The organism is Gemmatimonadota bacterium (genome assembly GCA_026706345.1).
Classification (GTDB): Bacteria; JAAXHH01; JAAXHH01; order JAAXHH01; family JAAXHH01; genus JAAXHH01.
In genome coordinates this window covers 1-20125 of sequence record JAPOYX010000173.1, presented here as the reverse complement: position 1 = coordinate 20125, position 20125 = coordinate 1, and the positions used below count along the sequence as shown (strand labels likewise).

At 62.2% G+C, this 20125-nt stretch carries 16 protein-coding genes; 11 read left to right on the top strand and 5 right to left on the bottom strand.

Annotation, left to right across the window (positions count from 1 at the left end):
* Positions 1–25 precede the first annotated feature (25 nt).
* Together OXG98_11600 and OXG98_11595 are read left to right on the top strand one after the other, a co-directional pair.
* Complete coding sequence (locus OXG98_11600) at positions 26–2737, top strand: M14 family zinc carboxypeptidase (protein ID MCY3772647.1); 2712 nt, start codon at positions 26–28, stop codon at positions 2735–2737.
* A 116-nt stretch (positions 2738–2853) separates the two neighbouring features.
* Positions 2854–3861: an Ldh family oxidoreductase gene (locus OXG98_11595; protein MCY3772646.1), complete on the top strand. Its 1008-nt coding sequence runs from the start codon at positions 2854–2856 to the stop codon at positions 3859–3861.
* An 81-nt stretch (positions 3862–3942) separates the two neighbouring features.
* Here the strand turns inward: OXG98_11595 and OXG98_11590 are convergent, their stop codons facing one another.
* The 3 genes from OXG98_11590 to OXG98_11580 form a co-directional block, all read right to left on the bottom strand.
* Positions 3943–4347 (bottom strand): DUF4440 domain-containing protein, encoded by a 405-nt coding sequence (locus tag OXG98_11590; GenBank protein ID MCY3772645.1) that lies wholly within the window; start codon positions 4345–4347, stop codon positions 3943–3945.
* Between the two features lie 92 nt (positions 4348–4439).
* A complete protein-coding gene (locus OXG98_11585) occupies positions 4440–4973 on the bottom strand; it encodes a hypothetical protein (protein MCY3772644.1) in 534 nt (177 codons plus the stop codon).
* A 215-nt stretch (positions 4974–5188) separates the two neighbouring features.
* A complete protein-coding gene (locus OXG98_11580; GenBank protein MCY3772643.1) occupies positions 5189–5971 on the bottom strand; it encodes a hypothetical protein in 783 nt (260 codons plus the stop codon).
* A gap of 224 nt (positions 5972–6195) precedes the next feature.
* Here OXG98_11580 and OXG98_11575 point away from each other — a divergent pair, with 224 nt between their 5' ends.
* Positions 6196–7758, top strand: a complete 1563-nt coding sequence (locus tag OXG98_11575) for a lactate racemase domain-containing protein (protein MCY3772642.1) — start codon at positions 6196–6198, stop codon at positions 7756–7758.
* On the opposite strand, the gene OXG98_11570 is transcribed toward OXG98_11575, so the two are convergent.
* Both OXG98_11570 and OXG98_11565 read right to left on the bottom strand, forming a co-directional pair.
* Positions 7755–8777, bottom strand: coding sequence for a Gfo/Idh/MocA family oxidoreductase (locus OXG98_11570; protein MCY3772641.1), 1023 nt, complete (start codon positions 8775–8777; stop codon positions 7755–7757). The two genes, OXG98_11575 and OXG98_11570, sit on opposite strands and share 4 nt — an antisense overlap.
* Before the next feature lie 171 nt (positions 8778–8948).
* A complete protein-coding gene (locus tag OXG98_11565; GenBank protein MCY3772640.1) occupies positions 8949–9968 on the bottom strand; it encodes a zinc-binding dehydrogenase in 1020 nt (339 codons plus the stop codon).
* A gap of 135 nt (positions 9969–10103) precedes the next feature.
* On the opposite strand from OXG98_11565, the gene OXG98_11560 reads away from it, so the two are divergent.
* The 8 genes from OXG98_11560 to OXG98_11525 all read left to right on the top strand — a co-directional run.
* Complete coding sequence (locus OXG98_11560; GenBank protein ID MCY3772639.1) at positions 10104–11351, top strand: transglutaminase-like domain-containing protein; 1248 nt, start codon at positions 10104–10106, stop codon at positions 11349–11351.
* Positions 11344–12357: an NAD-dependent epimerase/dehydratase family protein gene (locus OXG98_11555; protein MCY3772638.1), complete on the top strand. Its 1014-nt coding sequence runs from the start codon at positions 11344–11346 to the stop codon at positions 12355–12357. The genes OXG98_11560 and OXG98_11555 overlap by 8 nt, the downstream gene beginning before the upstream one ends.
* A 3-nt stretch (positions 12358–12360) precedes the next feature.
* A complete protein-coding gene (locus OXG98_11550; protein MCY3772637.1) occupies positions 12361–13422 on the top strand; it encodes a dihydrodipicolinate synthase family protein in 1062 nt (353 codons plus the stop codon).
* 48 nt (positions 13423–13470) lie between these two features.
* Entirely contained in the window at positions 13471–14586 is a 1116-nt protein-coding gene (locus OXG98_11545) for a mandelate racemase/muconate lactonizing protein (protein MCY3772636.1), read from the top strand.
* A gap of 109 nt (positions 14587–14695) precedes the next feature.
* A complete protein-coding gene (locus OXG98_11540) occupies positions 14696–15754 on the top strand; it encodes a Gfo/Idh/MocA family oxidoreductase (protein ID MCY3772635.1) in 1059 nt (352 codons plus the stop codon).
* Between the two features lie 6 nt (positions 15755–15760).
* Positions 15761–17803 carry a hydantoinase/oxoprolinase family protein gene (locus OXG98_11535; GenBank protein MCY3772634.1) on the top strand — a complete coding sequence of 681 codons (2043 nt, stop codon included), beginning with the start codon at positions 15761–15763 and terminating at the stop codon, positions 17801–17803.
* Positions 17800–19491 carry a hydantoinase B/oxoprolinase family protein gene (locus OXG98_11530; protein MCY3772633.1) on the top strand — a complete coding sequence of 564 codons (1692 nt, stop codon included), beginning with the start codon at positions 17800–17802 and terminating at the stop codon, positions 19489–19491. The genes OXG98_11535 and OXG98_11530 overlap by 4 nt, the downstream gene beginning before the upstream one ends.
* Before the next feature lie 50 nt (positions 19492–19541).
* Positions 19542–20125: NAD(P)-binding protein (locus OXG98_11525; protein MCY3772632.1), on the top strand; the 584-nt coding region annotated here is incomplete at its 3' end.

Below are 20125 nucleotides of genomic sequence, written 5' to 3'. Positions count from 1 at the left end.
AGACCGTGTGTGAGGAGGTATATTGATGAATAGGTACACCGTCCTGTCGCTCTTCTGCCTGGTTCTTCTTACGGCGATAGTCGCCGGCACGTCGAAGGCGCAGGACTTCGAATACTGGCCCGGTACCCAGTACGATGCTTCGGTTCCCACGGCGATGGAGATCCTGGGCTATCATATAGGCGATCGCATCACTTCCCACGCGGGACTGATGAAGTACCTGGAAGCGCTCGAGTCGGCCTTGCCCGGCCAGGTGCGCATACTGGAGTACGCCCGGTCCTGGGAAGGGCGCAAGCTCGTGTACGCCTTCGTGGGCTCGCCGGAACGAATAGGCGCGCTGGAGGATGTCAGCGACGGCATGAAGCGGCTGGCCGACCCCAGAATAACATCCCGCGCCAGCGCCGACAGCCTGATCGCTTCGCTGCCGGCGATCGTCAACCTGAGCTACAGTGTCCACGGGAACGAGATTTCCCCCGGGGATGCAGCGCTGTTCACGGCCTACCACCTGCTGGCGGCCCGTAACGACCCGGTCGTGGACCGTATTCTCGAAGAGACGATCGTGATGATCGACCCGGTCCAAAATCCGGACGGACGGGACCGGTTCGTCCATAATTTCGAGATCGCCGAAGGCCTGGAACCGAACGCCAGTCCGCTCGCGGCCGAGCACAACGAACCGTGGCCCGGGGGGCGTACCAACCATTACTACTTCGACCTGAATCGCGACTGGATCTCATTGAACCATCCCGAGACCCTGGGCAGGGTGAAGGTGCTGCAGGACTACTTCCCGCCCGTTTTCGTCGACCTCCACGAAATGGGTTCCAATACCACCTACTACTTCGCGCCCGAAGCGGTACCCTACAACCCGCACCTGGCCCGGGATCAGCGGGAGAGTCTCCAGTTGTTCGGCAGGAACAACGCTAAATGGTTCGATCACTACGGGTTCTCCTACTTCACTCGGGAGATTTTCGATGCATTCTACCCCGGTTACGGCGCCAGTTGGCCGTCCTACTACGGCAGCGTGGCCATGACCTACGAGCAGGCATCGGCCAGGGGACTCGTCGTCCGCAGAAGCGATGCGTCGGTGATGCACTTCAGGGACACGGTCCGGCATCACTTCGTCGCCTCCATCGCCACCAGCGAGACGGCCGCGATCAACCGGGAGAAACTCCTGGAGGACTTCTATGCCTACCGGGAGTCGGCCATCCGGGAAGGCCGCAGCGAGAACATCAAATCCTACGTCCTGCCACGCAGGCCGGACGGCAATACCTCGGGCGTGGACAAGCTCGCCTGGCTCATGGCCTATCACGGCGTGGAGGTACACCAGACCGGATCGGACTTCCGGTCGGGCGGCGAAACCTATCCCGCGGGCAGCTACGTCATTTCTCTCGCACAGCCCGCCAAGCGACTGGTGCGCACGCTCATGGACGTGCACGTACCCATGAGTGACGACTTCATCGAGGAACAGGAACGGCGCCGGAGCAAGGGCATGGGCGACCAGATCTACGACGTGACCGCGTGGTCCTTTCCGCTGATGTACAACGTGGAAGCCGTGGCCGTGGACAGGGCGGTCGAGGGAGATCTCACCCTGGTCGATCCCGTCATGATTCCGCCGGGATCGATCGACGGAGGCAGGGCGAAAGTCGCCTACCTGGTCCCGTGGGGCACTCAGGCCGCCGGACGATTGCTGGCTGCGTCGCTCAGGGCGGGACTTCGGGCGTTCAGCACCGACCTGCCCTTCGTGCAGGGCGACCGGCGCTATCCGTCCGGCACGTTGATCTTCAAGGTCAAGGAGAACCCGGATCACCTGCATGACACGTTGGCGGGAATCGCCGCGACTTCGGGTGCGGAGGTCATCGCGACAGACACCGGCTGGGTCGATGAAGGTCCCAATTTCGGCAGCAACAACGTGGTCTTCATGCGAGCGCCCCGCATCGCCCTCGCATGGGACCGGCCCACCCGCGCCTACAATGCCGGCGCCACCCGTTTCGTCGTCGAACGCCAGATCGGGTACCCGGTAACGGTCATCCGGACGCGCCAGCTTGCCTTCGCCGAACTGAGAGACTTCGACGTCCTGCTGCTGCCGGATCCCGGGTTCGGCGCCTCCTATGGCGACGCGCTCGGCGATCGGGGAACCCGGCGGATCAGGGACTGGGTGCGCGCGGGAGGCACGGTGGTCGGCCTGGGCGCCGGCGCCACGGCTTACCTTGCGGCCGAGACGACCGGCCTGCTGTCGACGACCCGGGAAGACGAGGCCGACGGCGAGAGTGATTCGGGCAATGACGATTCAGGCAATGGAGGTGCTTCCGGACGCATTTTCGAGACGGAAGATGAATACCTTCAGGCGTTGAATCCCGACGATTCCGCGCCGCCGTCCACCCAGGGCGTACTGCTCAGGGCCGGGCTCGATCCGGATCACTGGCTCGCGGCGGGGCGGGACGAGACCGTGCACGCCCTCGTCAGCGGCAGTTCGATCTTTGCTCCGCTCAAGCTGGACGAAGGCAGCAACGTGGCGGTTTACCTCGGACCGGAGGAAGTCCTGGCCAGCGGATTCGCCTGGGAAGGCAGTACGATGCAACTGGCCTACAAGCCCCTGCTCATGGCACAGCGAAACGGCCGCGGACTCGCCATCGGGTTCACGGCCGACCCGAATTTCAGGGCCTATATGGATGGCCTGAATATCCTGTTTATGAATGCGATCTTCCGCGGTCCGGCCCACGCTGGAGCGGCTGTGACGGAGTAGCCCGACCGGGACGGCCGCGAGGGTAGCAGCGCATCCGAAGCGACTGGTGCGACACGGGCGAACGCCACTTCGTGGCAACCGGCAGGTCTCCACGAAACAGAAAGGCGGTTGAAGGGATGTCTTCCATTCCCATGCGGAACACCCCGCCGGACCATGGCATAAGGGTTCCATACGAAACCCATTCGGCGTTTATTGCGAAACTGTTCGTCGCGGCCGGCATGGGCGGCGATGAAGCGGGACTGATGGGCAGGATTCTCGCTACGGCCGACAGGCGCTGCGTGTACAGTCACGGAACGCAGCAGGCGCTTGGATACCTGCCGAAGCTTCGCGCCGGCGAAGTCAATCCGTGTCCCAACGTGACCACGGTTCGCGAATCGGAGACCGTGGTGGTGCTCGACGGGGACGGGGGCATGGGGTACGGGCCGTCCCACCGGGGCATGGAGACCGCCATCCAAAAGGCGCTGGCCCATGGTCTCGGCGCGGCGGCCACGCGCAACCACTACCACTTCGGCGCGGCCGGAAACTACTCCCGCATGGCCCTCGAGCACGGGTGCGTGGGATGGGCGCTGTCCACCCACCGCGTCGCCCTCGACCCCGAAAACGTGATCATGTCCGCAAGCGGCGGCTCGCCCATGAGCCTGGCCTTCCCGACACGGAACCAGCCACCCCTGGTGCTCGACATGGCCGCGGTTTTCATGGGATACAAGGATGAGCTGTTCCAGGAGTACTACGCCCTGTTCGCCAAGAGCCTGGGCCTCGCGGTTGCTTTGCAGGCACTCGGGGGCATACTGGCCGGCATCTGGAGGCCCGAATTCCAACCTCCCCGTTCAAAATGGGAGTCCAACCAGGGCGCTTTCCTGTTGGCGATGAAAATCGATCACTTCATGGATCTGGACGAGTTCGAACGATCGCTGGACGACTTCGTATCGAAGGCCAGAAAAATGCGACCCTTCCCGGGCATGCCTCACGCGGAACTGCCCGGCGGCATGGAGTGGCGGTGGGAAAAGGAGAACGCGGAGAAAGGCGTGCCGCTGAGCGACGATCACCGCCTCAGGCTGGAGGAGATCGCACGCACGCTTGACGTAGAGCACCCCTACGAGACCTTCGAATCCACGCGATTCTGAATCGACTTCGAACGCGGGAACACCGTTCGAATCAGATCAACAGCCTGGACGTGCCCGCGAAACCTGACTTCAGGCGGGCGTCTAATCGAACCAGGTTTCGTGCACGCGAAGCCATTTCAGTCCGTTCGGCATGGCGTTGTCGCGCCGGAAGACCACGGTGCTGTGCCGCGCGGTAGTTTCCCCGCCCTCTTCCTGCCATTCCTCGTATTCGGCGACCACGAGCGCGTGGTCTTCTTCCAGTATCCGGACATGGTCGATCCAGATTCGAATGCCTGGCCGTCCGGCGTGGGCTTCGTAAAGGCCTTTCAATAGCGGCGCGCGCTCCACTTTCCTGCCCTGGGGCATGACGATTACAAAGCTTTCACCCAGCGCCGAACCGATGCGGCTGAAGGCTTCGTCCGTCCTGGGGGAGCGCCCGTTAAACCAGTCTTCGAAGCACCGGTGCATCGTATCGATTTCGTCTCGGCATGCTTTCTGAATCCCCATGAATGATCCCATCGTCCAGTTGCGCGGTAACTGTGGTATTTGTAAATAGCTGAAATTTATGAAATTATGTGTTTTACTTCGCCGGCAGGGATTCAGCGTCCCACCTTGAAGCCGACCATGACGTAGATCGCTGTCGTGCTCATGCCCTTGTCGAGCCGTATGTATCTTCCTTCAATGCCCACGAAGGCCAGGCCAAGGGGTACGCCGATCAATACACCCGGTTGCGCGTAATAGGTATTTGTCGTCCTGGTAATGACCGTCCTGGTATCGTCTTCCACGATCACCGTCTCCTCTGAATCCTGCGCCCGTCCTATTCCGGCCATGGCGCGGACGAGAATGGGAGACGACACGAGCGTCACGCCCACGTCCACCCCGTATAGCAGCAGGGATTTCTCACCGTCGTCTTCGGTTGTCGTAAGATGATAGGTCGCCCTCGCTCCGGCGTGAACCGTCCTGATTCCGGTCGGCAGGTTTAAGATAACACTGCCTCCCCCACCCCTTTCGTATTCTTCCAGGGCCTGACCGCCGTGAAAGCTGAACTCCGCGCCCTGGGCGCGGGCCGATTCCGCACCCGCAAGTACGAAGAGCACGCACAGGGCAAGGCCGATTGGTCGAGAAAACCCCATGTTCAATATCTCCAAATACAGCATCCCGAGAGCACGAAATGTCAACTCGTCAAACGATCCTGAATCAATCCGGAACTACGCAAGGTAGTACGTAACATCGGAACTTCTATAGGACCGACAGATAATAAAACCGATTTATCAGGTTGTCCACCGTTGTTGCACCCGGATTCTCATGGAATACGAACTGGAGTCATACTTCTGCAGATGCCATACACTTAGAACTCGTACGCCGTTTCCAGTGACTGTCCCTGCTCGATTGCGCGGCGCGACCTGGATTCCTTCTCACCGAGATCCCCTATCTTCTGAATGACGTCAGGCAGCGCCTCACTCGGAAAGGCCATCACGCCGTTTACGTCGGCGGCAACTACGTCGCCGGGGGTGATCTCGATCCCACCGCAGACCACGGGCACGTTTGCGGCCACGGGGCGGATCACCGAACCGGGCCCGTACAGGCAGGTTCCGGCCGCGTAGACGGGCAATCCGACCTCTTCCATTCCCTCAATATCCCGGCAACCGCCGTCGGTCACCAGGCCGGCCAGGCCCTGTTGTCGACAGGCCAGTACGATCACGTCGCCGAACATGCTGAGTACTTCCCGTGTGCCGCTGGCCGTCACCCAGATCGATCCGGGCTCCGCCTCGTCCACGGAACGAAAGACATAGGACCGGATATCGTCCCTCGTCGTGGGCAGGCTGCTCTCTTCGTACTTTGTCGTCACGGCCGGTCCAACGATCGTGCCCCTGGCAGGGATCATCGGACGGATGCCGCGAGACATGGCCAGGCTTGTGCGCTCGTAACCCAGCCTGATCAACGCGTCCATAATCAGGGGCGTAGGCGCTTCCTTAAGCGCCTGAAAAGGATCTTCCGCGCTCCCCCGATTCCGATTTTCCTCCTGCGCGGCTAAGACGCCGCCGAAGCCGCCGAGACTGCCCGCGGCGGTTACGGCCGCCCCGCTTCTCAAAAACCTTCTGCGAGACAGACTTCGGTTAATTGAAGACATCATGATCTCCTGTGCAATGCTTGAACGAATCGGTGACGGGGAACGATTCCAGTCTGTTCCCGCAGTCGATGCCATTACGCGATTAAACTGTTGATACCACGGAAATCCGCACCTATTATATCTCTGATTCCGAAACAGATGGAACGATTCTGCAGAAACCCTATGGTCTCCACACGGCTTGACTGAAACAACATGCTTTGCCTATTCGCAACGCGGAGTGCGCGATGAAATACCTTACCTATTCCGGGAATAACATCATCCAAGCCGAACTGCCGGAAGATGCGTCGGTGTTCTTTCCGCCGCCGCCGCTTCCCGGAATTCCGAACAAAGACATACCGAACCGGGTCCGGGCGGCCTTCGAATCCCCCCTTGACATGCCGCCCCTTGAAGAACTGGTCGACGTGAACAGCCGGATCCTGATCGCTTTCGACGACAACTGCCAGCCCTTTCCGGCTACCGCGCCGCCCGATATCCGCCAGCTCGCCATCGAGACCCTGCTGGAGATGCTCTACGGTTACGGGGTGAAGCAGGAGAATATCCAGCTCATGTGCGCGGTCGCGCTGCACCGCAAGATGAAGACATACGAAATGGCCACCATGCTGGGCAAGCGGATCATGAAGGCCTTCCATCCCCACCAACTGGTCAATTTCGACGCCGAAGACCCGGACGACATCGTCGTGCTGGGCACGACCGACCACGGCGAGCCGGTGGAGACGAGCCGAAAGGTCATCGAAAGCGACCTCGTCATCTACGTGGATTCCATCCAGATCCCGCTGAACGGGGGACACAAGTCCGTGGCCGTCGGCCTGGGCACCTACAACAGCATCGCGCCGCACCACGCGCCCCAGATGACCGCGGAGAATCCCCACGTCATGCAGCCGGAAGGTTCCGAGATGCACGGATCCATCGAGCGCATCAGCCGGGTCATCCTGAAACACACGCGCATCATGGTCCTCGAGGCGGCCATGAACAACGCGTCCTATCCTCCCATGATGCGCTATCTCAGCAAACCGCCGGATCGGTGCAACCTGGTCGAGAAAGTCCTGAAAGCGACGGCGCCGACGTCCATGAAACTGCTGCCCGAGGCGGTGCGCTTCCAGGTTTTCAAGGGCATCCGGAGCGCCTACAGTCCGGTAGAAATCAACGCTGGTTCCATAGACGCCGTCCACGAACCGACCCTGCAGACCCTGAAGGACCAGCTCCTGGTGACGACCGATCACCAGCACGACACGCTGGTTTTCGGCCTGCCTGATCTAAGCCCCTACTCCGTCGGTACGCGCATCAACCCTGTCCTGGTTCTGAGCGACGTGCTCGGTTACGTCTTCAACTGGTTCTACAACAAACCCTTCGTCAAGCCGGGCGGTGTGGTCATCATCCTGAACCCGGTCTTCGAGTTCTTCCATCCCGAGTACCACGTCGCCTATGAGAAGTTCTGGAACGAGGTGCTGCCCGAGACCCAGGATCCCTTCGAGATGCAATCGGCGTTCCAGGAGAAATTCGCCCGGGATCCGCATATGATCGACTGCTACCGGAACCGTTTCGCCCACCACGGTTTCCATCCCTTCACCGTGTGGTACTGGGCGACCTATCCGCTGAAATACCTGTCCAGGGTGATCCTGGCCGGACCGAAGACCGACTTTGCGGCCAAACGGCTGGGTGTTTCCTGGGCGCCCGACTTGGAACACGCCCTTGGACAAGCCCGCGAAGTCACCGGCGGCGACGACGTGGTGGCGCTCACCATCCCGCCCTTCATGTACATGCAGGTGAACGACGGGGCGCCGGGCTAAGACAGCGCGCTCCGCAGTTTTTCCACCAGGCCGGGCGGCGGCTTCGACGGCAGCCTGACGACCGCGCGGTTCAACGCGCTTTCGTAAATCCCCAGAATCACCCCGAAATCACTCAGCGCCGAACCGATGTTCAGCGGATGAATGGCGCCGTCATCCTCGATCCAATCGATCATGGCTTCGGTCATTGCCGCCTGGCCCAGGATGTCCTCCTCGGCGTAGACATGTTCTCCGCACGCGTATTTGCCGTCGATCCTGGACTCCCAGCCGTGCATGGTCCAGTGCAAAAAGCCCTTGTTCCCGTACACCGCGATCCGCTTGTGGACGTTTACGGGTCCATCCAGGACGCGCGGAGCGAGTCCGCCACAGCGAAGCAGGGCGCTCAGGCCGTTGTCATAGTTGATGACGGCCGTACATTGATCGGGCGCATAGTGATGTCTCGTCGTCTCCTGAAGTCCCCCGCTGCACGATACCTGCCCGAAGACATCGATGGGGACTGCGTCCGGGTTGAAGGCGCTGATCCCCTGCAATGCGTGGGTACCCTGGTAGGCCAGGTTCATGCCCGCGCTGGCCTCGATGAAGCGTAGCTTCCCGATGGCGCCGTCGCGTACCTGTTGCTGTAGCATGCTGCGGCGCGGATGGAAGTGCAACTGGTGGTTGACGGCGATCTTCACACGGGCGGACCGGGAGAAGGCCTGAATCGCCAGGAAGTCCTCGCCCTGAATGGCGAGGGGTTTTTCTACCAGTACGCCCGGCACGCCCGTCTCCTCCGCCGCTTCGAAGATCTCCAGGCGTACCGACGGCGGCGTGTTTACGTGGACCAGGTCCGGCTTCTCCTGTTTGAACATCTCGCGGTAGTCAGTGTACCTCGCGGGCACGGCGAACGCCGATCCGAAGGCATCGAGCTTGTCCCGCCGCCGGCTCGACACGGCGACGAGCCGGCCGCGGTTTACGTGTCGATAGGCCTCCGCCAGGCCCTTTGCCCGGCCGCCGCTGACCCCGATGATTGCGCTCTTGGTCATGTCAGTGCCGGCCTCGTCTGTACAATGATACGCTCCCAGGATCGATCATCCGCGCATACGTGTCCGAGATGAAACGCACCCTGGTTTGATCATCCGCGCATGCGCGCACCGTTTGGTACCCGCTCTGGATGGTACGCACCGCGGATGGTCGACCGGATGGTCCGCCGGACATCAGGACCAGGGGTGAATGACGACCTTTGCGCATTCGCCGGTTGCCTGCTTCTCCCATGCGCGCTGTATCTCCTCTATGGGAAACAGGTGGGTGATGAAACGATCCAGTTTCTTTGAATTTCGAGCGATAATGCCCATGATGTCGTGCGCGCCCTTCATGTTGTAATGCCAGGACCCCAGGAGCTCGATCCCCTTGCGGAGCATATCGGGACTGACAACCAGCCGCGTGTCTTCGCCGCTCTCGCCGACGAAGGCGAGGCTTCCTCTCCTGCGCAGGGCGTCGATACAAAGCCTGTGCGCGGCCGGTGAACCGGAACAGTCGATTGCCTTGTCCACGCCAATACCGGCGGTCAGATCGCGTATGCGTTCCATCGCGTGTTCGTCCCGGGGGTCGATGACATGTGAAGCGCCCAGTTCCTTCGCTTTCGCCGTCCTGTACGGATGGGATTCCACGGCGAGGACCTCGGCGCCCACGTGGCCTGCGCAGATCACCCCGCCCAGGCCTACCGGTCCCATGCCGGTTATCAAGACGGTCTCTCCGCCTCGCACCTTGAGGCGGTCCAGCGCGCCGTAGGTCGGTCCCAGTCCACAGCAGGCCATGGCGCCGTGCTCATAGGGCATGCCCTCGGGAATGGGCGTCAGCAGCCAGTCCGGTTTGAGCATGTACTGCGCCACGGTCGCACTGCCTTCGGCCGAACCGGTAAATTCCTCAAAGTCCACGGAGTTTTGACAATGTATGTAATCCCCGGACCGGCAAAGCGCGCAACCGCCGCAGGGATACCCGGGCATGACCACAACCCGGTCTCCTGCTTTCACCCGGCAGGGCTGCGCGACCTCGACCACCTCGCCGGACGCTTCGTGACCAAGGAAGCTCTCCGGGTTGCCTGCCGAAAATCCCTTGAACTCATTGCAGAGCGGCGCCGCATGAATCTTGATCAGTACCCAGTTTTCCTTCGGTTCGGGGACTGCGGCTTCCACGATTCCGCCCTGTTCTTTGCCGAGTATTACCGCTCTTTTCATGGGTCAACGTCTCTGGTGCGAAACCGGAAATCGAACGGAAGCCAGTGCTCGAACAGGGTATGTGATCCGTAAGCCGGAATATAACGCCCGTCCGATCTTGACGCAACAAAGCGCAGGTTGTTACTTGGTAAGTCAATGAGCAGACTCTACCACAACGAATCCGGGCGGGTTATACCTTCGCTATGCGAGGAACTCACACGGTACAGGCGGGTCCGCGCAATCCTGGACCTTCCGACAACCGAATCCGAAGGGATCCTGTTCGTGCTGGCCCGGCCCCATCGGACCGGCGACAATCCACTGAATTTAACCATCAACGGGGTTCGCCTGCAGGCCATCCATCCCAAATCCGATCTCCATTACCGCTGGTATGAACAGTCCTTAAAGGCCGAACACCTGCGCGAAGGGGACAACACGGTGGAACTGTGGACCGAAGACAGCGCGATGACGGGATGGTCGCTCGCGCTGGAGGCCGGCGGCGCCCCATCGCGCTGTGCGCTGACCGACGATGGAGGTGCGCACTGGCGCTCGAACCGCATGGGATACCTGAATGCGGTGCAGGGGAACTACTGCGTCCGCATCCGGCTGCGGGAAGGGCGGGACGACCCGGCGCCGGACATGACTTGGGAATCTGCCGATCATCCCAGGGCACAGTCGCTTCGCGATCTCATTCCCCGCCGGATAGGGAACGGCGTCGATCGGCTTACCCAGGTGCGCGAGCTGTCTTCCTGGCTGGCTTCGAGCTGGGAGCATTCGGGGTCCCGCCGTGCCACGGTATACGCGCCGTGGGACGCGGAGACCATACTCGCATGGGGCGCCGGCCAGCGCGGTCACAACGACGAACAGCCCATCACCATGTGCGTGCACTACGCCGTAGCCTTCGTCAGCGCCTGCCAGGTACTGCGTATTCCGGCGCGCTGCGCGGTTCTGATGGGCACGCCGAACGGATACGACGGCCATTTCGTGGCGGAGGTATGGTTCGAGGAATACCAGAAATGGGTGATGGTCGATCCGAATACCGACGCAATCCTGCTTCGCAACGGGCAGCCCCTTTCTATCGAGGAGATTCAGGAACTGGGAGACGGACTGGAACCCTATGTCGAATGGGGAAGAGGCACGCGGTACCAACGGACCTTTTCCCACATGCGGCACTTCATACGGAGTAACCTGCTGCGTGGCGTGTGTTTCCGACACAGGAGCGTCTGGCCGCGGACCGACTTCCTGTCCCGTCCCGAACATTCGCCGCCGGGCCACGGTTCCGTGTCCTACTGCGAGACCGATCTCGTGTGGAAGGAATCGGACCTGGAATCCGGTTTCGGGATGTTCCGGTTCTTCGCTCCGGCAGACTATTTTACCGCTCCGCCCGGCAGGGCCGCCTATGCCTGATCTGATTACGAGCGAGGAAATGCTCGTCGACCGCATGACGACTCCGTCGCAACCGGTTGTCCAGGCCGTATCGGAACTGGACGGCGATGTGCTGATCCTGGGCGTTGGCGGGAAGATGGGACCGACCCTCGCAGAACTCCTGGTTCGCGCCGGAGCCCGGCGCGTGATCGGGGTGTCCCGATTCAGTGACACGCGGGTCAGGACGCACCTCGAAAGCGTGGGGGTGGAAACCATCCGGGCGGACCTGCTCGACGAATCGGACCTGGAGCATCTGCCGGATGCGCCCAATGTCCTCTTTCTCGCAGGGTTCAAGTTTGGCGCCACGGGCAACGCCCCGGCGACCTGGGCTATGAACGCGTGGCTGCCCGGCCGGATCATGCAGCGCTATGCCCGGTCGCGCGTAATCTACGTCAGTTCCGGAAACGTTTACGCCTATACGCGGATCACGGCCGGCGGCGCCGACGAGGACGGCGAGACCGAACCGGTGGGCGAGTATGCCCAATCGCGTCTCGGCGGGGAACGCATCGCCGAACACCTGTGTCTCGAACAGGGTACTCCGCTGCTCATCGTCCGGCTGTTTTACGCGACGGAGTTGCGGTATGGCATCATTCACGATCTGGGCAGAAAGGTTCAGGCCGGCGCTCCGATCAATCTTTCCATGGGACACGTGAACCAGATCTGGCAGGGAGACGCGAACAGCTACCTGGCGCGCATGTTTCGCCTCTGCAGCAGTCCCGCCACGATCCTGAACATGACGGGACCCGACGTGCTTTCCGTCCGGGAACTGGCTGCTTCGCTGGGCCGAAGGCTGGACCGGGAGCCTCGTCTGGAAGGCAAGGAAAGCGACACAGCCCTGCTGGGTAACGCCGCCAGTTTGTTTGACAAGCTGGGCAGACCGGAAATAGCTGTTGATCAACTCGTGGACTGGGTAGCCCACTGGATCCGAATCGGGGGACGCAGCCTGGACAAGCCCACGGGATACGAATCGCGCACCGGGAGCTTCTGAGCAATGAATGAGGTTATGCCGCCGTCCGTCAGAAAAGCCCTGCGGCGGGGCGTGGTGATCCCCGCCCATCCCCTGGCGGTCACGGCGGAGCGGCAGTTGGATGAGCGCCGCCAACGAGCCCTTTCGCGCTACTACATCGCGGCCGGCGCCGGTGGACTTGCCGTGGGCGTTCACACGACGCAGTTTGAAATCCGGGATCCGGCGTACGGGCTCTACGAACCGGTGCTCGGATTGGCCGCGGATGTCATGGATCGGGAGGCGCCGTCGGACTTCATCCGAATCGCCGGGATCTGCGGCCGGACCGCGCAGGCGGTCACAGAGGCGGAGACGGCCCGATCCCTCGGCTACCATGTGGGCCTGCTCAGTCTGACCGCCATGAAGGGCGCGACAGACGACGAACTCATCTCGCACTGCCGGGCCGTGGCGGATATCATCCCCGTCATGGGTTTCTACCTGCAGCCCGCCGTCGGCGGACTCCTGCTGAGTTACGGATTCTGGCGACGGTTCGTCGAGCTGGAAGGCGTCGTAGCCATCAAGATCGCGGCGTTCAACCGGTACCACACGTTGGACGTCATACGGGCGCTGGCCGAATCGGGCAGGCACGAAGATGTTACGCTCTATACCGGCAACGACGACAACATCGTCATGGATCTCCTGACGGAGCACGTGTTTCAGTGCGGCGATTCGCGCAGGTCGGTTCGCTTCAAAGGCGGGCTGCTGGGCCACTGGGCGGTCTGGACGAGAAAAGCGGTGGAGATGCTGAACGCGTGTCATGCCGCTTCGGCCACCGGTGAGCCCGTGCCTCAGCACCTTTTGACGCGCGCCATCGAAGTCACGGACTGCAACGCGGCTTTCTTCGATCCGGCCCACGATTTTGCCGGATGTATCCCGGGCGTCCACGAGGTGCTGCGCCGACAGGGACTGCTCGAGGGTACCTGGTGTCTCAATCCGGACGAGACCCTTTCGCCCGGCCAATTCGCGGAAATAGACCGGGTATACCGCGCTTACCCCGATCTTAACGACGATCAGTTCGTCGCCGAACATCTGCACGCGTGGTTGAGATGAGTCCTGTTCGTAACACCTGATTTCATCCAACGGGAAACGGAGCGGAACATGAAGATAACCCGGGTGGAAGCCATCCCGATCGAAGTGCCGCTGAAGCAAGGCCTGACCACGAAAACCGCCCATGGCGAACACATCGTCTCTCCTTATGTCATCCTCCGGATCCACACGGACGAGGGATTGGCCGGGCTGGGCGAGGCCACGGTCGCGCCGCGCTGGAGCGGGGAAACATCCGCCTCTTGTACGACAGCGATCCGGGACCTGGTGGACCCCGCGCTCAAAGGTGAGGATCCGGTGGAAGTGAACCGGCTCTGCGGGATCATGGACGAGGTTATCAAGCTGAATCCCTTTACGAAGGCGGCCGTGGAGATGGCGTTGTGGGACCTGGCGGGAAAGCGCGCCGGCGTGCCGCTCTACCAACTGCTGGGCGGCAAGGTCCGGCGGGAGATTCCCATGAAGATGGTGGTCGGCGCCTTCGACGTGCCGACTTCCGTTGCCCTGGCGGAAAAGTTCCTGCAGTGGGGCGTGCAATGCCTCAAGGTCAAGGTCGGACTGGACCCCGACGAGGACCTCGAACGCGTACGCGCAATACGCGCGCTCGCCGGCCCCGACATCAGGATCGGCATCGACGCGAACTGTGGATGGCCGCCGGCCGTCGCGCGCCGCATGCTGCGTCTTCTCGAACCGCTGGATATCCTGTTCGCGGAACAGCCATCCGCACCGCAGTTCGACGATGAAGCGGCCCTGATCCGAACGGGCACCACCATCCCCCTCATGGCCGACGAGAGCGTCTTCACGCTGTTCGATGCCATGCAGACGGCCTTGCTCAGGTCCGCGGATATCATCAGCGTGTATCCGGGGAAGAACGGGGGTATCGGCCAGACGCTGGGTATCTCGTCCGTGGCCAGGGCGGCGGGCATGCGGTGTCACATGGGAAGCAATCTCGAACTGGGGATCGGCACGGCGGCCATGCTCCACGTGGCCGCCAGCGTGGAAGCCATCGACAGCGAGACCTATCCTGGAGACCTGCTCGGCCCGCTGTACCACGAAGGCGATATGATCGAGACGCCGCTGGAACTCGGGCCTGTCACCGCGAAGGTGCCCGATGGTCCGGGTCTCGGCGTCAAACTGGATGAAGCGCAGGTCGAGCGGTGGAAGGACGCGTAACGCCCGGTCCGCACGACAGAACATGCTAATGCGCGGTACACATGATGAACGTGTTTAGACGCATGCGGCACCTCCCCGGGAGCAATATCAAACCACAGAAAGGACATCCATGGCTGACGATCGTAAATACAGAGTCTGTGTGGTGGGCTTGAGCGGCATCGGGGCGGGAAGCCCCCCGGTCGACGGCGAACACGGGATGGGCCATGAAATGCCCAACCGCCACGTGCCGGCCTATGCCCTCCTGCCGTTTACCGAGGTGGTCGGTGTCTGCGACCTGAAAGAAGATCTCCTGCAGGACACCCTAAGGGATTGGTCGGGTACTTTCCCGGGTCTGCGGGGTTTCACGGACTACAGGGAGATGCTGGAAGCCTGCAAACCCGATATACTGAGCGTGGTCACATCGGACCACCGCCACGCGGACATCGTTGTGGACGGCGTCGCCGCGGGTGTTCGGGGCATATATTGCGAAAAACCGATTGCGACCTCGCTGGCGGATGCCGACCGCATGATCGCCGCGGTGGAAAGCCGGAACGTGCCCATGACCATCAACCACACCCGGCGATGGGGAGCGGTATACCGGGAAGTCAAGCAACTGCTCGATGAAGGCGCGATCGGCGAGTTGAAACGCATCGTGCTGAACTTCGGCGGCCCTCGGGCCATTCTATTCCGAAACGGCACCCACATGATCGACATGACCTGCTATCTCGCGGGATCCGAACCCGCGTGGGTTTTCGCCGAACTGGACGAAGGCTACGAAGACTACTGGCCCTACCAGGGCGACGGCGGCAGGAACGCGGACCTGGAACCGGGCTGCTCCGGCTACATCCATTTCAAGAATGGCGTGCGGGCCTTATACAACGGTTCGAAGGGCAGGGAATGCCGGGGAGGATACCAGTTGGACGGCACCGACGGATGGATGTTCGTCCACGAGGACTACTACGAGATCGATACCGGACACGGCATCCAGACCGTCGCACCGAAGGGCCCGACCCACTATTACTCCGTGGCAGCTATCCGGGACCTCGTCCACGTCATGGAAAACGGCGGCGCAACCATTTCTCCGCCCCGGGCTGCCCGGGATACCCTGGAGATCATCCTGGGGTTCCTCGCGTCGCAGAAGCGCGGGAACGTACGTATCGATTTTCCGCTGGACGAAAACACGGTATAACCTGCCATGAGCGTTCGCATCGCCATAGACACGGGCGGCACGTTTACCGATCTCGTCCTGTCCGATCCTGACACGGGCCGCCTGGTATTCCACAAGGTGCCGAGTACGCCGGCCGATCCGAGCCGGGCGCTGGTGGAAGGCGTCAAGGGACTCGTCGACAGGGCCGGATACGCCAGTGCGGATATCCGGTTCCTGATACACGGTACCACAGTGGCCACCAACACCATCCTGCAGCGTAAAGGCGCCCGCACCGCCTTCATTACCACCGAAGGGTTCCGGGACGTGCTCCACATTCAGCGGCAGGACCGGCCCCACCTGTATAACATGCGTGTCCGCCGGACTCCCGCCCTCGTACCCCGGTCCATGCGGTATGAGCTTCCGGAACGAACGCTGTACGACGGATCGGAAGCCCTGCCCGTCGATCAGGATCGACTGAACGAACTGATCGAAGCGTTCGGGGACGAAGGGATCGAAGCGGTCGGCGTGGGGCTGCTGCACAGCCACATCGATCCCGGGCATGAGCGGTCGGTCGGCGATATGCTTCGGCATGGGCTGCCGGGCACCACGGTTTGTCTATCTTCCGATATGAGCCGGGAGGAGGGTGAATACGAACGGTTCAGCACCTGTGCCATGAACGCCTACGTGCAGCCGGTGATGTCGAACTACCTCAAGCGGGTGAACGATGCCCTGTCCGAGTCATCCGTCGCGTCGCCGCTTTACGTCATGAAGTCCAATGGCGGAGTCACTTCTGCCGGGCAGGCCGCCGATCACTGCGTGCATACGATCCTGTCGGGGCCGGCCGGCGGCGTGGTGGCCGGTGTGGAAATCGGCCGCCGGATCGACCGGCCCAACCTGATAACGGCCGACATGGGAGGTACGAGCTTTGACGTGGCCATGATTCACGAAGGCACCATTGCCTTCGCTAAGAACGCGGAGATCGACGGTCTGGCCCTGAAGGCGCCCATGATGGACATCCACACGATCGGCGCGGGGGGAGGAAGCATCGCATGGATCGATTCGGGCGGCGCTCTGCGGGTGGGGCCGCGGTCCGCGGGAGCCGCGCCGGGCCCCGCCTGCTACCAGACCGGCGGTACAGAACCCACCGTGACGGACGCGAACCTCGTGCTGGGCCGTCTCTCGACGGACAGCCTGCTGGGTGGCGCCATCACCCTGGACCCGTCGGCCGCGCGGCGGGTGATCGAGGAGAAGATCGCCGCGCAGTTGCAGTGCACGGTGGAAGAGGCCGCCGAAGGCATAATCCGGGTCATTAACGCCTCCATGACGGCGGCCATCCGCAAGCTCACCGTGGAGCGCGGGTACGATCCCCGCCTCTTCGCCCTGGTACCCTTCGGAGGCGCGGGACCGCTTCACGGCGCCGAACTCGCCCGGGAACTGGGCATACGCGACGTGATCATACCGCTCGCTCCCGGGGTCGCCTCGGCCGAGGGCCTGGTTTTCTCGAACCTGCGGACGGACCGGATCCAGACCCACGTGGAACTGCTGGACCGGATTGAAACAGAAGCATTCGAGGAGATGCTGGAGAACCTGGCCGGGCAAGCGATAAGGGACCTCTCGACTTCGACGGAGGGCCTGAAGCCGGTCACCACCCGGCGCGCGGGACTCAGGTACTCGGGACAGGGATATGACATTCCGATCGACCTGCCAGACGGTCCCGTTGACTTGTCTTCCCTCGAATCCGCGTTTCACACCGAGCACGAAAGGCAGTACGGATTCGCCCGGTGCGACCAGCGGGTCCAACTCGTCAACGTCTGGGTCTCCGCGGAACTGCCGATAGCGGACGACCGACGCAGACCCGCGGAACGCACCGCATCGGATCCGCCCGCACCTCGCTTAATTCGCCCCGTCTACTTCAGCGGAAACTGGGTCGATACGCCCGTCTACAGCAGAAACGATTTGCACCCGGGCCAGCAAATCGTCGGTCCGGCCGTCATAGAACAACTCGATTCCACGACGCTGATCGGACCCGCGCAACACGCGTGTATCGATGCGTGGGAACAGATCGCCATCACGGGCCTGGGAGCCTCATGAAGACCGACCCCATTACCCTGGAACTGATGCGTAACCGGTGGACAGGCATCGCGGAAGAAATGTGCGCTGCGCTCATCCGCACCAGCTACTCGACCAATATCAAGGACCGGCGTGACTGCTCCGCGGCCATCGTGCAGCCTTCGGGGGAGATCCTGGCCCAGGCCGAATCGGGCGTGCCGCTTCACCTGGGTGTCATGCCGGGCGTGGTGCGGTCCATCCTGGCGGAGTATCCCGTCTCCGACATGCGACCGGGCGATGTATACATCACGAACCTGCCCTATCCCGAAGGGCCGGGACACCTTCCCGACGTCTCCCTCGTGTCCGCTATTTTCCGCGACGGACGCCCCGTTGCCCTCGCGGCCTCCACCGCCCACCACGTGGATATGGGCGGATTCGCGCCCGGTAGCATGCCCTTCGGGGTGACGGAAATCTACCAGGAAGGACTCCAGATCCCTCCGATGGCGATTTTCAAGTCGGGACGCCTCGATGAGGAGATCTACAAGCTGATCAACCAGAACGTGCGGACGCAATTCGAAGTGCGGGGAGACCTGATGGCCCAGTTCGCCTGCGCCCAGATCGGCCAGCAGCGGGTCACTGAGCTCATGTCCCGGGAATCGCCTGAAGAAGTCCTCCGGTACATGGACGAAATCCAGGACTACGCCGAACGACGGATGCGCGCGGGCATCCGGTCGCTGCCCGACGGTGCGTATTCCTTCGAGGACTACCTGGACGACGACGGTGTCACCGACACGCCGGTGAAGATCGCGGTCACCCTGACCGTCTCAGGAGACGAACTGCGCGCCGATTTCTCCGGATGCAGCGACCAGGTCCTGGGGCCCCTCAACGCGCGGCTTCCCGCGGCAGCTTCCTGCATCAGCTACGTGTGCAAGGCGGTGATCGATCCGGACCTGCCCGCCTGCGCCGGGGCATACAGGCCCCTGGACATCTTCGCACCCGAGGGCTCCATCCTGCAGGCCACCTACCCGGCGGCCATCGGAAATGCCAACATCCTGACGGACCAGCGGGTCGTTGACGTGCTGATGGGCGCGTTGTACCAGGCGGCGCCCGACCGCGTGTGCGCGGCCTGCAGCGGGGAGATGAACCTGGTCAATATCGGCGGGATCGATCCGGCTACGGGGGATTACTACAACTACGTGGAAACCTACGCGGGCGGGCAGGGCGCCATGTTTGACCTCGACGGCGAAGACGGCGTGCACACCCACCTTACCAACACGCGCAACGCGCCGGTTGAGATCATGGAACGCACCTACCCGCTGCGGGTCGAGCGGTACGGACTGATCCCGGACACCGAGGGACCGGGGCGCCAGCGCGGCGGCTGCGGGATGATGCGGGAACTTAAATGCCTGGGCGAGCGCACCATCATCACGCTGAGCTCCGACCGCCGCAGGTTCACCCCCTGGGGGCTCGAAGGCGGCGGTAACGCGACGGGCGCCCACTGTTACGTGATCGACGCGCACGGCGGTGAAAGGGAAATACCCACCAAGACGCACGCCGAACTGTACAGGAACGAGATCCTGCGGATCGAGACCCCCGGCGGTGGAGGCTGGGGAGACCCGGCCGAACGGGAAGCGGATAAGGTGGAAGAGGACGTCCGGAACGGGCTGGTAAGTCCGGAAAGGGCGGGCGAACACTACCATTGCGCGAAGGACCGGAAACCAGCGCGTTGATGGGATCTGGCCGTCCGGTTTCAGGCGAACCCGAATTGAGGTGCTGGGATATGGCAACCGGTCGGAATGGCGCAAAACCGCGGCGTATCGCCATTGTCGGCGGCGGGGTATCGGGGCTCGGGGCCGCATGGGCGCTGCATCACCACCCGGACCGGTTCGATTTCCGGCTGTACGAGGCCCGGGACCAGGTCGGTGGAAACGCGATTACGGCCGACATGCCGCAGGATGACGGCAGCACCGTTCCCTTCGACATATCCGTCACCGCGCTGATACCGTCTGTATATCAGCACATCCTGTTGTTGATGCAGCAGTTCGGCATCGAATTACTCGATACCCGGTTCAACTACAGCGTGAAATACTACGGCCGGGTCTACGCTCACGATTTCGACTCCGACATCAGACGGCAACTGCAGCCCGAGATCGCCAGGTTTCAGCGGGTCCTGAAGCGTCTGCACTGGTTCGGCCGGCTGACCCGTTCCCGGTCGAGGCTGCTGAACGCCCTCAACCCGTTCAGTTACATCACCATGAGGACGGTGCTCAACCTGGGCGGTTTTTCCGGAGACTTCAGGTACAAGATCCTGAAGCCCATGTTCGTCAACTTCCTGATGGCCACGAACGTGTTCGACATGCCGGC

Excerpts from the sequence above, each read along its gene's own strand:
- OXG98_11600 (MCY3772647.1), top strand. The coding sequence starts at position 26 with ATGAATAGGTACACCGTCCTGTCGCTCTTCTGCCTGGTTCTTCTTACG.
- OXG98_11595 (MCY3772646.1), top strand. The coding sequence starts at position 2,854 with ATGTCTTCCATTCCCATGCGGAACACCCCGCCGGACCATGGCATAAGG.
- OXG98_11590 (MCY3772645.1), bottom strand. The coding sequence starts at position 4,347 with ATGGGGATTCAGAAAGCATGCCGAGACGAAATCGATACGATGCACCGG.
- OXG98_11585 (MCY3772644.1), bottom strand. The coding sequence starts at position 4,973 with ATGGGGTTTTCTCGACCAATCGGCCTTGCCCTGTGCGTGCTCTTCGTA.
- OXG98_11580 (MCY3772643.1), bottom strand. The coding sequence starts at position 5,971 with ATGTCTTCAATTAACCGAAGTCTGTCTCGCAGAAGGTTTTTGAGAAGC.
- OXG98_11575 (MCY3772642.1), top strand. The coding sequence starts at position 6,196 with ATGAAATACCTTACCTATTCCGGGAATAACATCATCCAAGCCGAACTG.
- OXG98_11570 (MCY3772641.1), bottom strand. The coding sequence starts at position 8,777 with ATGACCAAGAGCGCAATCATCGGGGTCAGCGGCGGCCGGGCAAAGGGC.
- OXG98_11565 (MCY3772640.1), bottom strand. The coding sequence starts at position 9,968 with ATGAAAAGAGCGGTAATACTCGGCAAAGAACAGGGCGGAATCGTGGAA.
- OXG98_11560 (MCY3772639.1), top strand. The coding sequence starts at position 10,104 with ATGAGCAGACTCTACCACAACGAATCCGGGCGGGTTATACCTTCGCTA.
- OXG98_11555 (MCY3772638.1), top strand. The coding sequence starts at position 11,344 with ATGCCTGATCTGATTACGAGCGAGGAAATGCTCGTCGACCGCATGACG.
- OXG98_11550 (MCY3772637.1), top strand. The coding sequence starts at position 12,361 with ATGAATGAGGTTATGCCGCCGTCCGTCAGAAAAGCCCTGCGGCGGGGC.
- OXG98_11545 (MCY3772636.1), top strand. The coding sequence starts at position 13,471 with ATGAAGATAACCCGGGTGGAAGCCATCCCGATCGAAGTGCCGCTGAAG.
- OXG98_11540 (MCY3772635.1), top strand. The coding sequence starts at position 14,696 with ATGGCTGACGATCGTAAATACAGAGTCTGTGTGGTGGGCTTGAGCGGC.
- OXG98_11535 (MCY3772634.1), top strand. The coding sequence starts at position 15,761 with ATGAGCGTTCGCATCGCCATAGACACGGGCGGCACGTTTACCGATCTC.
- OXG98_11530 (MCY3772633.1), top strand. The coding sequence starts at position 17,800 with ATGAAGACCGACCCCATTACCCTGGAACTGATGCGTAACCGGTGGACA.